This window comes from Rurimicrobium arvi, from assembly GCF_039540495.1.
Classification (GTDB): Bacteria; Bacteroidota; Bacteroidia; order Chitinophagales; family Chitinophagaceae; genus Rurimicrobium; species Rurimicrobium arvi.
In genome coordinates, this window is the sequence record NZ_BAABEZ010000022.1 from 117,608 (window position 1) to 132,597 (window position 14,990).

General features: G+C 50.8%; 10 protein-coding genes. 4 read left to right on the forward strand and 6 right to left on the reverse strand.

Annotated features, from left to right (window positions below; translation table 11 throughout):
• Positions 1–3: 3 nt before the first annotated feature.
• Positions 4–3,618, reverse strand: a complete 3,615-nt coding sequence (gene porW, locus ABD846_RS07230) for a type IX secretion system periplasmic lipoprotein PorW/SprE (RefSeq protein WP_344824537.1) — start codon at positions 3,616–3,618, stop codon at positions 4–6.
• A 240-nt stretch (positions 3,619–3,858) separates the two neighbouring features.
• Here porW and ABD846_RS07235 point away from each other — a divergent pair, with 240 nt between their 5' ends.
• The 3 genes from ABD846_RS07235 (at position 3,859) to mutS (ending at position 7,886) form a co-directional block, all read left to right on the forward strand.
• A complete protein-coding gene (locus ABD846_RS07235) occupies positions 3,859–4,080 on the forward strand; it encodes a DUF2795 domain-containing protein (protein ID WP_344824539.1) in 222 nt (73 codons plus the stop codon).
• Positions 4,081–4,183: 103 nt separating this feature from the next.
• Positions 4,184–5,185: an SRPBCC family protein gene (locus ABD846_RS07240; RefSeq protein ID WP_344824542.1), complete on the forward strand. Its 1,002-nt coding sequence runs from the start codon at positions 4,184–4,186 to the stop codon at positions 5,183–5,185.
• 88 nt (positions 5,186–5,273) lie between these two features.
• Positions 5,274–7,886 carry a DNA mismatch repair protein MutS gene (gene mutS / locus ABD846_RS07245; protein ID WP_344824545.1) on the forward strand — a complete coding sequence of 871 codons (2,613 nt, stop codon included), beginning with the start codon at positions 5,274–5,276 and terminating at the stop codon, positions 7,884–7,886.
• A 3-nt stretch (positions 7,887–7,889) separates the two neighbouring features.
• Here mutS and ABD846_RS07250 read toward each other — a convergent pair whose 3' ends face one another.
• Both ABD846_RS07250 and ABD846_RS07255 read right to left on the reverse strand, forming a co-directional pair.
• Positions 7,890–8,321: a DUF6526 family protein gene (locus ABD846_RS07250; protein WP_344824548.1), complete on the reverse strand. Its 432-nt coding sequence runs from the start codon at positions 8,319–8,321 to the stop codon at positions 7,890–7,892.
• Positions 8,322–8,992: 671 nt separating this feature from the next.
• Entirely contained in the window at positions 8,993–10,240 is a 1,248-nt protein-coding gene (locus ABD846_RS07255) for an aminotransferase class I/II-fold pyridoxal phosphate-dependent enzyme (protein ID WP_344824551.1), read from the reverse strand.
• A gap of 155 nt (positions 10,241–10,395) precedes the next feature.
• Between ABD846_RS07255 and ABD846_RS07260 the strand changes: the two genes are divergently transcribed.
• A complete protein-coding gene (locus ABD846_RS07260; protein WP_344824554.1) occupies positions 10,396–11,481 on the forward strand; it encodes an Ldh family oxidoreductase in 1,086 nt (361 codons plus the stop codon).
• A gap of 1 nt (position 11,482) precedes the next feature.
• Here the strand turns inward: ABD846_RS07260 and ABD846_RS07265 are convergent, their stop codons facing one another.
• From ABD846_RS07265 to ABD846_RS07275, 3 genes are read right to left on the reverse strand one after another with little or no spacing between them, the layout of a single operon-like run.
• Complete coding sequence (locus ABD846_RS07265; RefSeq protein WP_344824557.1) at positions 11,483–11,962, reverse strand: DinB family protein; 480 nt, start codon at positions 11,960–11,962, stop codon at positions 11,483–11,485.
• Positions 11,963–11,992: 30 nt separating this feature from the next.
• A complete protein-coding gene (locus ABD846_RS07270; RefSeq protein WP_344824560.1) occupies positions 11,993–13,507 on the reverse strand; it encodes a hypothetical protein in 1,515 nt (504 codons plus the stop codon).
• Positions 13,504–14,916: a M48 family metalloprotease gene (locus tag ABD846_RS07275; RefSeq protein WP_344824562.1), complete on the reverse strand. Its 1,413-nt coding sequence runs from the start codon at positions 14,914–14,916 to the stop codon at positions 13,504–13,506. The genes ABD846_RS07270 and ABD846_RS07275 overlap by 4 nt, the downstream gene beginning before the upstream one ends.
• Positions 14,917–14,990: the final 74 nt, after the last annotated feature.

The window sequence follows — 14,990 nt, forward strand, 5'->3', positions numbered from 1 at the left end:
CTGTTAATATTTGCTTCCGTAAAACTTCAGATAGGCCGCTGCTGACTTGTCCGCAACCAGCTTCAGGAAATTTTCCTGTGATATCACGAACGATTTGTAGCTTCCTGCCGGTATTTCCCGGAACAGCAGCGGTTCCTTCTTCGCCATATTCATGAACGCGAGTGCACTTTTTGCATTGTCGAATTCCTTACAGACCACCATACATTCGTCTGCGTTCAGCATCTGCTGCGTGGCATCCAGCACTTTGCCTTCTTTCATGCGGCTGTAATCCGAAATGCCAGAGCGGAAACCGGCAGTCTTCGCGTCCGGCTTGCCAAACAGGAAGATGCAGTAATGCTTCATTTTAGGTTTATACGTGTACGTATCCGGTATCACTGGCACAACAGGTTTGGCTGCGGCGGCCAGCGCAGAATCGGCAAGCGCTTTCGGAATCACCACTTTGGCAGAATCTCCGGTGGTGTCGGCTGCACGTTGCTCCTTGATGTTTTTCACGATCGCATCCGCCCAGGGCCGTAGCGAGTCGGCGGGGTATTCTTTGATGTATTTCGTGATGAGGCTGTCGGCCACCGTGTATTGCTGCGCTCCGGCATAAGCCAGCGCTTCCAGTATTCGGAATTTGCGTGTATATACCGGATCGCCGAAATTGCGCTGCGCCTTGGCACTGCGCGTGATCACGGAAGTATAGTCGCGGTTCATTACCGCGTCGTAAGTTTCTTCATAGAAAGTCGCCACATCCGATTGTACGGCTTTGGTATCGGTAGTGTCGTTTACAGAGTTGCCCAGCGCTTTAGCATACTCAGATGCAGCGTATTTCTCCATCAGTTCGGAACGGTACTTTTCTGCCTGCTCGAGGTTGTTCAGCCTCAGCTGCGCTTTGTAGCGCAGGCTCAGCACCTGGTCGGGGTATTCGTGGTTCGGATAGCGTGCATCCAGTGTATCCAGCGTATTCAATGCTTCTTTGTATTCCTCCACATCGTTTACGTAGGCATCGGCAAGCGTGAGGTAGGAGAGGATGATCTTCTTACGCACATTTGCCAGCTCCGATTCTTTACGGGGTATCGCGGCAAATAAAGCAGCTTCAGTGAGTTCAGGCGAAGTTTCCTCCTCAACATCAGTCGTATCGCTGCTGCCGGAACCCGAAGATATTCCCGTAAGAGCCGAGCCGCGGCGCCAGTTATCTGCCAGCGGGCGGCTACCCCATTTCCGTTTAAAGTCGTTGTAGCCTTGTTGCACCGCCACAGGGCTTGCAAAGTACCAGCCCGAGCTGCCGCTGCCAGCAGCGCCCGAGGCCGCGAGCGAAGATTCCGCGCCGGCGTTTGCCGCCATATTTGCGCTGTCTGCTTTTTGTTTCTCCAGGTATTTCAGGTACCTGCGGATCGCCGCTTTCTGTTCTTTTTCGCTCATTGCGGACAGTTTCAGCAGACTGTCCTGTGCATGCAGCTGAATGCTCGGATCTTTGATCTTATCGAGCGATTTTGCACGACGGATTGCCAACACGACATCCGGATCGTTTTCCGCGCCTTTGGAAAAATAAGAAGCACTGTCGTACGAGCGCTGTGCCTGCGCATATTGCCCGTTGCGGTATTGTATGTTGCCAATGGCTGCAAACGTAATCGCTTTCTGCTTTTTGGTGGTTTTAGGCTGCTGCAGGCTTTTGGTGAAACTGCTGATCGCCTCCGCATCATTGCCGGAATTGGCCGCGAGCCTTCCGAGGATAAAGTACACCTGCTCATAATAAGGAGCGTATTTGCCATCTTTCAACAGGCGCTTCAGCGCGATCATGCTTTTTGTCTGATCTCCGCCGCCGGAGGCCACCGAAGCGGCCATGTATTTCCGGGCATAGAAGTCCATATCGATGGCCGGGTGCAGCGCAATATTGGTTTTGAAACTGTTGGCTGCGCTGTCATATATACCCATATCCATCTGCAGTTGTCCGTTCAGGAAGCTGGCACGCTGGCGGGTGATGTTGTCGATGGCTTTCGACTTCGCCACTTTGCTCAGTTGCTCGCTGGCCGCACGGGTCGCACCCTGCTGGATAAACAGGTTGGCGCGCTCCAGCGCAATCTTGCCTTTCATCTTCTCACTGAGCGTGGTCGACGCATCCAGCAGATCCAGGATGGCTTCCGCTTCCGATATGCGTTTACTGTCGGTATAGGTACGCGTGAGCCAGAGCACCGCGTCGTTATGTACCGGCTTATGCTTCAGGAATTTCAAAATGCCTTTCCTCTCTTTTTCGAGCGGGGAGCCGTCGCTTTTCACCGTCTTCGGCTTTTTCTTCATGTTCTTGTAGATATTGGTATTCTTCATACCGATCACATACTTGAACACTTTTTCGGCCATATCGTAATTGCCTTTATAATAATAGGCCTGTCCCATCAGCAGGTACAGATCGTCGGCCCATTTGGTACGCGGGTCATGTATCTGGATGCCGATCGACGCTTTGCGGATAATGGTATCCATATCGGAGGCAAACACCGTGGAGTCTTTGTTCGGATCGAACGGGAACAGCGGGATGGTCTTTTCGAAATCGTCTTTCTTTCGCCGCAGCATATTCTGCCGCGCTTCCTCCATTTTGCGGTGCGCATTATAGTAATAATTGTACCGCGTGAACATGTTCTGGAATGTGCGCCGGAGCAGCGACCATTTCTTTTTGAGCATTTTTTCATTGCTCCATGCTTCATGCTTCTTCTTGATCTTCAGCTCAAACGCGAGCTTCATTTTATCTTCCTTCTTCTTCTGGTCGGCTTTCAGCTGCTTTTCCCGCGCTTCTTTTTTCTTCGCGAGGCTATCCGCCCTTGCATCCCTTATCACCTTCAGACTGTCGGCCTTGAACTTACGCACCTTTGCCACACTGTCGAGCCGTTCCTTACGGGCCTTCGTCATGCTGTCCAGCATTTTCTTGCGCTGCGACAGGATATTGTCCGAATAGATCTTACGTACCGCTTTGATGCTGTCCAGCCTCGACTGGCGGGTTACCTGCACACTGTCCCGGTAGCGTTTGCTTTCCCGGTATTTACGGATCACGGCGAGGCTGTCGCTTTTGTGTTTGATGATCGCCCTGGCAGAATCCGTTATCTTTTTCCTGGCGGCAACGGAGCTGTCGAGGATCTTTTTCCTGGAATCCTTCGCCGAGTCTATAATATGTTGCCGGAAGCTGCGGATGCTGTCCAGCTTCACATTGCGCTGCCGGGTGACGCTGTCCTTATAATGTTTGCTTTCCCGGTATTTGCGGATGGAAGAGAGGCTGTCCGTACGGCGCTGCATACGCGATTTATTGGCATCGCTGATCAGCTTTCGGGCCGCAATGGCACTGTCCAGACTTTCCTTACGGCGGGCATTCAGCGCATCGGTCACTTCTTTCCTCGCGTCGCGGACAGAATCCAGGTGCGCCTGCTTAACCCGTTGAACGCTATCGAGATAATGTTTGCTTTCGCGGTATTTACGGATCGCCGCCATACTGTCCGCCCGCTGTTTCAAAGCCTGCTTGAGACTGTCGGAACTGCGTTGCCTTGCCATTTGCAGACTGTCTTTCACCGGCTGTTGTGCATAAACAGCAGGACCAAAGGATACAGCAAGTAGTAACAGGAACAGGAAATGAAAAAAACGACGAATCTTCAAGTGGTTAAGGCGCTAATGGTTACAATCTGTTAAAACGGAGAAAGGACGCAAATATTGCATTTTCCCCGTTATGGCGCAATAGCTGCGCAACCGACCAAAAATAAGCAATAGTTTTTCAATGAAAGTGCTGTTTTTAGGGGCGAATGTTTTGATATTTTTAAGGTTTCAAAAAAAAATTTGTTTTTAATTGCGAACACTTACATTTGCGGAAACTCGTTAATACAGCTAAATTTAATTAATATGTTTTGGACCTTAGAACTTGCTTCACACCTTGAAGATGCGCCATGGCCGGCGACCAAAGACGAACTGATTGACTATGCGATCCGTTCGGGAGCTCCGCTGGAGGTAGTTGAAAATCTCCAGGAGCTGGATGATGAAGGTGAAGTGTATGAAGGCGTGGAAGATATCTGGCCTGACTATCCTACACAGGAAGACTTCTTCTTCAACGAAGACGAATACTAGTCCGATCTGCTGACCGGAATCCGATAATTCATTTTTACCGCAGGGTAGAAATGAATTATTTTTTTTAAAAAGTTTATATCTTGTCAGGAAACAGAGCTGCCTTATGAAGCGATTTTTTAAAATATTGGGAATTATCATCGGGTTACTGATCCTGGTATTTTTTATTCTTGCGTTCACGCAACCTAAAGTGGCGCATATAGTTCGTACCAGGACCTGGAAGGCGTCCCAGCCCGTTGTATTCGACCAGGTGGTCCGTTTTAAGAACTGGCCCCACTGGAGTCCCTGGGTAGAGATCGAGCCGGGTGTAAAGCTTACGTATGAGGGTGTGGACGGACAACCCGGCAGCAGTTATACCTGGGTAGGCGATGAAACAGGCTCGGGTAAAATGACCAATATTGCGGTGACGATCGAAAAAATGAAGTACGAGCTGGAGTTTATCAAACCCTGGCACGGTCGTTCCTCAGGGTCTATCAGCGTGGAAGCGCAGCAGACCGGTGAGGTGAAGGTTACCTGGGAGATGGAGATGATCGCTACATTCCCCTTCAATGCACTGAATTTCATGTTCGACCATTCGGTAGGGAAAGATCTGGAACGGGGATTGGAACTGCTGGAAGCATATACGGTAGCGCATCCGCAGATAGAAATGACAGAATCAAACATCGTTGAACGCAGCTTTCCTGCCACCAACTATGCAACGATCCGGAAGAGCGTATCTTTTGCTGAGATGAAAGATTTCTCCGAATCCGTGTTCCGTAAGATCCGCGAGGCCGCTCCGGAGCGGATTGTCGGCCCTCCCGCCACATTCTATTATCGTTGGGAAGACAGCGCCCAGAAATACGAGATAGGCCCTGCTTATGCTTTGTCCGGCTCCGGCCCGCTTCCCGATAAAGACATAACGGTGATGCCCGTTCCCACCTCTACAGTGATCTCGCTATTATATAAAGGCGGTTATGCAAACCTCGGTTCCGCACACAGAATCCTCCAGGACTATGCCGGTAAGAGGGGGATGAACATCGTGAATGTGCTCGAAGAATATATCAGCGGACCGGCAGATGATCCGGATTCCACCAAATGGGCAACCAACGTGATCTTTTTCGTGAAGTAAGTTTCCGGATGTCCTGCCGACATTTTATCAACATACGTAGAAAACACACCGCTGTAACGGTGTGTTTTTTATTTAGGTTTGTACCCGTATGGCTAAAAAGGATCAGGAAACCCCTTTGATGAAGCAGCACCGGGAGATCAAATCCAGATATCCCGATGCTGTGCTGTTGTTCCGGGTAGGAGATTTTTATGAAACGTTTGCATCCGATGCGGTGATTGCCGCGCGGGTATTGGGTATCACGCTTACCAAGCGTGCGAATGGCAGTGCGAGCAGCATCGAGCTGGCGGGCTTTCCGCATTTTTCGCTGGAAACCTACCTGCACAAACTGGTGAAAGCCGGGTACCGCGTGGCCGTATGCGACCAGCTCGAAGATCCGAAACTGGCCAAGGGAATCGTAAAACGCGGTGTGACTGAACTTGTTACACCGGGTCTCGCGACAGGTGACAAATTGCTTGAAAACAAAAGCAACAATTTTCTCGCGGCTTTATACCTCACGGACGGGATTTCCGGCGTGGCTTTCCTGGATATCAGCACAGGTGAACTTTTCTGCGCGGAAGGGGATGAGGCTTATATGGATAAGCTGCTGCAAAGCTTCCAGCCTTCGGAGATCATCCTGGCCAAAGGAAGGCAGAAGTATTTCCGCGAACACATAGACAATAAGACATACACTTTTGCTCTGGACGACTGGATTTTCCAGGATACCTATGCATACGATGGTCTGCTGCAGCATTTCAAGACACAGTCGCTCAAAGGCTTCGGTATCGAAGATATGCGCGCGGCCATTATCGCAGGCGGCGCAGCGCTGCATTACCTGCGGGATACGGAACACTCGAACCTGCAGCATATCAGCAGTATCCAGAAGATCATTCCCGGCGATTACCTGATGATGGACCGGTTCACGATCCGCAACCTGGAGCTGCTGGGTAATGGCGAGGAGCACAGCATGAGCCTGCTGAAAGCGATGGACCATACGCAGACGCCTATGGGCGCCCGTCTCCTGAAACGCTGGATGATGCTGCCGTTGTTCGACCTGTACAAGATCAACCAGCGCCTGGACCTCGTGACCTACCTGATCCGCGAACAGGACTTTGCAGACCAGATCAACCGGGATATCCGGCAGGTAGGCGACCTGGAGCGGCTCATCAGCCGGGTTCCGCTCAAAAAAGCGAGTCCGCGCGAGATCCTGCAACTCGGAAAAGGATTGCAGCATATGCAGGCCATACGCGAACGTGCATTACAATCGGAAAATACGGTACTGCGTCAGCTGGCCGAACAGGTAGCACCCTGCACCGAATTGCAGGAACGCATTTTCCGGACCATAGACGAAGCAGCTCCGGCTGTGGCGGCGAAGGGCGGCATGATCCGCGACGGCGTTCACGAAGTGCTCGACGATCTGCGCAAAATATCCCGCAGCGGGAAGGAATACCTGCTGGCCATACAGCAGCAGGAAATGCAGAAAACCGGTATCAGTTCGCTGAAAGTGGCCTTCAACAACGTGTTTGGCTATTACCTGGAAGTAACGCATGTGCACAAGGATAAGGTGCCAGCCGACTGGATCCGCAAACAAACGCTTACGAACGCCGAGCGCTATATCACGCCCGAGCTGAAGGAATACGAAGAAAAAATCCTGGGCGCTGAGGATAAGATCCTCGCGCTGGAACTTGAATTATACCAGCAGCTGCTGCAATCCATCGATCCGATGATCAATGCGATACAGCTGAATGCATCGATTGCCGCGCAGCTGGATTGCCTGTTGTGTTTTGCACACAATGCGGTTACCTACAATTACCATCGACCGGAGATCTGCGAAGAGCCCGTGCTGGAAATCAAAGATGCGAGGCACCCCGTGATTGAGCAGCGACTGCCGCCGGGCGAGCAATATGTCGCGAACGATATTTTCCTGGACAACGAATCGCAGCAGATCATCATCCTTACCGGACCGAATATGAGCGGTAAGTCGGCATTGCTGCGGCAGACCGCAATTGTCACGCTGATGGCGCATATGGGCAGCTATGTGCCCGCTTCGGCCGCGCGTATCGGGCTTACGGATAAGATCTTTACGAGGGTAGGGGCTTCCGACAACCTCAGCGGCGGCGAGAGTACGTTCATGGTGGAAATGAACGAGACCGCGAGCATTATCAACAATATTTCTGCACGCAGCCTGATCCTGCTGGACGAGATCGGGCGCGGTACAAGTACCTATGACGGAATTTCGATAGCCTGGTCTATTGTGGAATACCTGCAGGAACGCAAAGAACGGCCCAAGACCCTGTTTGCCACCCACTATCATGAACTGAATGAGCTGGAGAACCGGCTGCAGCGCGTGAAAAACTACCACATCACGCACCGTGAAACCGGCAACCAGGTGATTTTTCTGCGGAAACTCGCACCGGGCGGAAGCCGTCACAGCTTTGGTATTCAGGTAGCGAAAATGGCAGGTATGCCTGCGGCGCTCACCCAGCGCGCGGAGGAAGTGCTGGCACAACTGGAAGAAAAGCACCAGGGAGGATCGCCTGCGCTCGAACAGGTGAAGAAGATGAAGCCTGCCCAGCATTTCCAGCTGAACATATTCGACGGTTTATCGGAAGACCTGCGCTCCATACAGCATATCCTCACGCAGACCGACATCAATACCCTCACACCCGTGGAGGCACTGATGAAACTGAACGAGCTGAAGAATATTGTAAAAGCTTACGAATAGCGCTTATATGCGCATCGTGTCGGCTTGCCAGTTGCTGATCTGCTTCTTGATATCGTCGGCGTTCAGCTGACGGTCCAGAGCCTGTTGCAACAGCGGGAGGAATTCCTCGTCGCTTGCGAAACGCAGTGCAGCTATTTGTCCGAAACTGAGACGAGATTCTACAGCCTTGGCGGATGTGCCCGTCAATTCAAAATACCGCAGGCGGAATTCCAATCGTACGATACGGTTCTGGTTGCCCAGCGCATAGTGCTGGCGCAGCATCAGTGTGAGATAAAGGATACAAAATACGGCTATCCCGAATAGTCCCCAGGCCAGTTCGCCCGTCTCATACCATTTCCACCCTCCCCATATCATCAGGAATCCCAGTAAAGGCAGCAGCACAAAATGGTGCGGCGCGTAATACATACGGTGGTTGGCGTAATTCTGTTGTTTCATGTGGGTAAAGGTAAGGGGATTGGAGTGCAGATGTATTCATCTAAGTTGCACGTAATAATTAAAATTGGTGCTAACTAATCAAAATGCACCAAATCTATTTTAATATAAAAATGGTCTCATTAAAAAATTAAAAATCCCAGAATTGTGAATGCTGGGATTTTTTGATTTAGCTTTTAGAAGCAAATGTCGGTTTGTGTTTTGTTACATATGTATTCAAACCGCTTTGCCTATCTGCAAGAATCTTCATAGTCTCAATATGAGTTTCTCCACAAGATGCATACGTATAGGTGTAAATACGTCCACTTGTAAAATAAATAGTCATATAATCATAACCATAATCATAACCTCTGACTCCAGACGATTTGCCAGTAACTGGACTAACATTGTAATAGGCATTCATAAATTTCACCAATTAAATAAGTGTCATTTGTATTGCCGCAAACTCTGTGCCAAAATATAATTAATCAATAAAATGAAATTTTAGAAGAATTAGATAGAGCAATAAAAATTCATACCGCTTAGTTACACCCTTTATTAATTATTAATATGCTGAATTTTTAGCGGCTTATTATCTTCTACTCATTTCTTTTATTGCTCCTAATTAAGGTCCTGCGTCCACTCAAACATTTTCATCTACAAAAAAGCCACCCTTTCGGATGGCTTTTTCTCTGTTACAGATTTTCGATATTCGGCATTTCCTGCGGATAGACCTTTTGTTCGATCTTATCGCGGAGTTCGCTGAACGCCTGCAGTGTTTTGTCGATATCCTCGTCGGTGTGCGCTGCCGTTGGGATCAGGCGCAGGATGATCATACCTTTCGGAATCACCGGGTACACCACCACAGAACAGAAGATATTGTAGTTCTCACGCATATCCAGGATCAGGTGCGTTGCATCGAACAAACCTCCTTTCATGATCACAGGCGTTACGGGGCTGTTCGTCGTTCCGATATCGAAACCACGGTCGCGCAATCCCTGCTGCAGGCGGTTTACATTATGCCACAGTTTTTCGCGCAGTTCCGGACGGGAACGCAGCAGTTCCAGGCGTTTCAGGTTACCCACAACGATCGGCATCGGCATGGATTTCGCATAGATCTGGGAGCGCATATTATAGCGCAGGAATTTCAGTATTTTCTTGTCGGCAGCGAGGAAGCCCCCGATGCTCGCCATAGATTTGGCAAACGTAGAGAAGTAAATGTCGATCTCGTCAATACAATCCTGTGCATCACCCACACCGGCTCCGCGGGAACCGATTGTTCCGAATCCGTGCGCATCGTCTACAAACAGGCGGAATTCGTATTTGGATTTCAGGGCAGCGATCTCTTTGATCTTACCCTGGTTGCCGCTCATACCGAATACCCCTTCGGTGATCAGCAGGATACCGCCACCGGTTTTCTCCGCCATTTCCACGGCACGCTGCAATTGTTTCTCGCAATCAGCCACGTCGTTATGCTTGAACACATAGCGGTGACCCGGATGCAGGCGCAGTCCGTCGATGATACAGGCATGCGATTCCGCATCGTAAACGATCACATCGCGGCGGCTGCACAATGCATCAATTGCAGATACCATTCCCTGGTATCCGAAGTTGAACAGCATCGCGTCTTCTTTACCGATAAATGCAGCCAGTTCTTTTTCGAGACGCTCATGATTATCGGAGTTACCGCTCATCATACGCGCACCCATCGGAGCAGCCATACCATAGGCAGCAGCAGCTTCCGTATCCACTTTGCGGACTTCAGGATGGTTCGCGAGTCCGAGATAGTTGTTCAGACTCCATACGATCTTCTCTTTACCGCGGAAATACATGTGGTTTCCGATCTCTCCTTCCAGTTTGGGGAATGCAAAATAACCGGGGGCTTGCTCCGCGTAGTCACCGATAGGTCCTAGTTTATTCTCGAACTTGGCAAACAAATCCATAATGATAATCTTGAGATTTTAAGTTGATCTAATAAAAATAACAGGCGCAAAAATAACTTTTTTAGCGGTAAAACAAGCATGGTGGCTGCGGTCGGCAGATCTGTGCGGGTATAAATCGCGATTGCTTTGTAATTTGCGCACCAAATTCCGCGACTATGGCTTTCCAGACTTTTCCGTATGCAGTCCTTCATGCTTTTGCAGAACAGGTGTTTCTGAAAATGGGTTGTCCGGAAGCGCAGGCGCGCGAAGCGGCCGCCGTACTGCTGTCTGCCGACCTCAGGGGGGTGGATTCCCACGGTGTGGCGCGGTTGTCCGGTTATGTACGTCTCTGGAAGGGAGGCCGTGTAAATGCAGCACCAGCCATTAAAATCGTGCATGAAAGTCCGTCCACGGCCACGATGGATGGCGACGCGGGTCTGGGACTCGTGGTGGCCCCTGCGGCTATGCGCAAAGCAATGGAAAAAGCCAGGATTGCGGGTACGGGCTGGGTTGCGGTGTCGAACAGCAACCATTTCGGTATTGCGGGCTGCCATGCGATGATGGCGCTGGAAGAGGATATGATCGGTATTGCAATGACCAATGCGAGTCCGCTCGTGGCACCTACCTTTTCTATAGAGCGACTGCTGGGGACGAACCCGATTGCGGTAGCGATACCGGCCGGAGCAGAAGCCCCTTTTGTGATGGATATGGCCACCACTACCGCCGCGAACGGTAAGCTGGAAATACTGCAACGTAAGAATGAACCGGCACCGGCGGGTTGGATACAGGATCAGCAGGGTAATATCACCACCGATCAGCATGGTGTAAAAAAGGGTGGAGCACTGTTGCCGCTTGGCGGCACGCGCGAACAGGGCAGCCATAAAGGTTATGCGCTGGGTGCGATGGTGGATATTTTCTCCGCGGTGCTGAGCGGTGCCAGCTACGGACCCTGGGTGCCTCCGTTTGTGAGCTTTCTGCCGGTTGCCGACGACATGCCGGGAAAAGGACTGGGGCATTTTTTCGGTGCCATGCGCATCGATGCGTTCCGGCCCGCAGCAGATTTTAAGCTACATATGGACCAGTGGGTGCGGCGCTTCAAGCAGGCGGAGACCACTGAGGGACAGGAAGCGGTGATCATTCCGGGTGAGCCGGAAGCGAAGATGTCCGTGGAGCGCATGCAACAGGGTATTCCGCTGATCGATGCCGTGGTAAGTGATCTTCAGGAACTGGCGGCGGCTATGGAACTCGCGCCGATCGCCTGAATTATTGCGCTGTATTGCCGGACAGCATTTTCCGTATCAGTACGATCTGCCCCAGGTGGTAATAGCTGTGTTCGATCACGGCTTCTATGTTGCGCTGCCAGGTTCCGTATTGTTCCTGCACAAAAGGCGCTTCCAGTTGTGCGTCGCTCAGTTGGCTTACTGCTTCCGTAAACTGCCATGCATTAGTGCGCAGGGACTGCACGCGCTGTTCCCATGCAGACGCAGTACTGATCTCCGGTGCGTCGAAACTGAACCTGTCGCTGATCTCCAGCGGTCCGCCCTGTAATACTTTAAGCAAACCCTCCAGGTAGTAATTGATGTGGTAGCACAATACCGCGATCGTATTCAGGTTGCCGATGCGGGTATTCGCTTCCGGAACGGAAGTCTGCTGCAGTTCCTGCGTATAATTGGTATTCGCGATCCACTTGCCGGAAAGAAATACTTCCTCAAGTCTTTGCGATAATCGTGCGGTATTATTCATAGAACAGGTTTGGGGTTTACAGGTAAGCCGTTAATCTATCGGTTCGATAAATACATTGGTATTGCCGAGCGCATCCGTTTCCATGATCGAGATATGGCCGTCGCGGGAGCAGAAGAAAGTGCGGTTGACATCGTCTGTTTTCCGCCTGATCTGCTTGATTATTTTTTGTGTCCGGTAATCGATAATACGCATATTTTTAGCATCGCCGATTGCGATATAGTTGCGGCCGCCGATTTTGAAATAAGAAGAATACAGTCGGGGTACGAGCAATATGTGGGTGTTCTGGAAGATCCGTTCGACGGTGTCGGTATTATAGGTTTGCTCCATTACGAGCTGACCTGAATTGTCGAGTCGCATTTGCCCGATGGTATGTGTTTCAAATCCGGAACCGGCCGAATTGAACAGCGGACCAAGAAAGCGCACAGTGTTAAGGCTATCCAGGAAGCTATAACAGGGGACGAATGCATTATTCATCATGTCTATTGAAAGGTCGCGCGTCAGCTTGGATGTATCGCTGAGCGGGAATAGCTGCCAGCTGAGCGCAGTGTCCTTCCAGCGGGCGATGTAAATGTCTTTGTATTTGTCGCGCAGCAGTTCACGGAAAGTAATTTGTAATGTCAGACCTCTTCTGCCCGGACTGATGACTTCTGCGAATGCCTTGGCTGTTTTTTCATCGGTGCTTGTGATGCCCGCCATAACCGGTTGCTGCTGTTGGTCCAGGTCGAACAACAGGTTGTTCAGCTGATCGTTCTTGTAGTGACGTAATTCCTGAACCGCCTGCAGCTTCCCGTCATGCATGTTGAATATATTCATTTCAAATTCTGCAGGAACGACAGATCTGTTGCGTTCACGCAGTAGCCACACATGCTCATGATTCGCGCGTATCTGCAGTTGGTAAGAAAGCCGTTCCCTTGTTTGCGAGCGCCATATTTCGCGGCCCTGCGTATCCAGCAATCCTATTTTATCGGTCAGGCCATCATCTTTATAGTTGCCGGGTCTCATCGTCGACTCTCTGGGCCGGCCGTCGCCATAAGCATACAGGAAGCCGGCGCCCTCCACATAGCGAAGAACTGCAGGATTACGGATGCCTACATTTGCCGCATCTGCCAACAGGTCTACCGTCCGGGAAAAAGTGTACCGGATCGTACCTGCCGAGTCTATGAACTGAAAGAATAGCTCACCTTCAGTCTGCGGTTTCTGAAATAATTTGATGCGCGGCTTTTCCGTACGCAGGTAGGCGATGCAAAGCAGACCTGCACCTCTTGCCGCAGCCATTGGTTTCAGGTAAGCATCTGAAAAATCGATGTGTCCTGCTTTCGATAATTGCTCATCCATCACCGAAAGGCGATAAAAAAAGGAGTCCTGGCCGGTGCGTTCAAGTTCGGTGAAATTCACAAAATTCTGGAGTTTGTCACCTTCGCCCGTACGGATCGTATAGCTCCTCAGAGCGTTTGCCGGCTTTTTAAATGACAGGAATTGCGCTTTTGTGCTGGTACCGGTCAGGCAAAAAATTGGGATGATAATTGCGTAAAGATGTTTTTTCATCGTGCGGGTGATACTATTTCGTTAAGGTAATGACAGGGGTTGGTGTCGAATAAGGTCCATTTGTCTGTTCCGGTACTGCCTTCGGCTTCGACTTTGGCTTCGGATGCGCGGATGGCGAGTGCTGCTTCGGGCAGGACTGTTTTTGCCTGGGTATTGCTGATCAGAGTCTGCATTTTCTGCTCCGGGATCCGCATCAGCATTGCCTGCATGGCGTTGAACGCTTCGCTGCAATCGTCTGCCGGCACCGTTCCGATCGTTTTTGCACGTTCCATCCTGCGTGCTGCCAGCTGTAGCCGGGATAGAGCAAGGGCGGTATAGAGCTGTCGCTTTTCTGCGGAAAAATCCGTGTCGCGCAGCAAGAGGTACAGCGCTTCACCGATACTGTTGTTCGCTACCGCATAATGCACCAGGTGAAAATATACCTGCTCTTTTACCGGATCGGGAATAGGTTTTGTGTCTGGTTTTGCATCCGCGAACTTTTGTGTGCGTTTAAACCGTTCTGCGCAATCCGGGTGCGTTTTGAGGAGTTCCTCGTCGGCAGAGTCTTTTGCACTTTTCTTCCATTTCATGCGTCCGTTAGCTTCCGCAGGCGGTATGTTCACGCCTTCCAGACCCAGTTGGGTGCAGGCTGTTGCGAGGTCGCGGCTGAACGGTAGTTTTCTGACCGCCGTCATCGAGTCGAGCCGCAGAAAGAACCCCGGGTCAAACGGGATATGTGCGTTGTGCAGCAGCAGTACTGCCATTGAATCCGCTTCAGATTCCCGGTAGCGGGAGTGTCCGCTGCTGCCGGATGCATATTGCTTCACGGTCTGCTCCAGGCGGGAATACCGGTTGAACCGGCCTCGCTGGGCATCTTTCATGGAATCTTTATATGCTTCGGACTGGGTCAGCGTGATGTAGCTGCGGTTGGACTGTTCCACGTCATCGGACAGGAAATGCCCGAGCTCATGACCGATACAGCACAGCAGGTCGGCTTCTGTTTTTGTCTGGTAGATATACGCGGCGTTGACAATGATTATGCCGCTGCCCGTTGTATACGCATTCGGTATTTTGGAGCGGGAAAGGAACAGGTGCGGACGGACCGTGAATAATTGCGGGCTGCCGGCAATAAGCCGCTGCATCAGCGACTCGAGGTAAGGCGTAACAATCGGGTCGTACACGATCAGGTCGGAGTAGAACAGCCCTGAAATGAAATTTTTGTTGCGTTCTTTCAGCGCTTCATAAGCTTTCTGTTCTGCCTTCTTGCTGAATACTTCGGGTGTTTCGGTCCGGCGCAACGAATCATGGAGCCGGGCATAAAATTCGGAACCGAGATCCGGCATGCCGCAGTCGCGGGACTGTGCGCCGGAGCCGGTACACATGGTCATCCATACAGATACAAGCAATAAAGACTTGCATAAGTGTTTCAATAGGGTGGAGGTAAACACAATAGAAATTCTTAATTCTTTAGCGGTGCAAATCTAATAACAAAGATTTCGTTAAA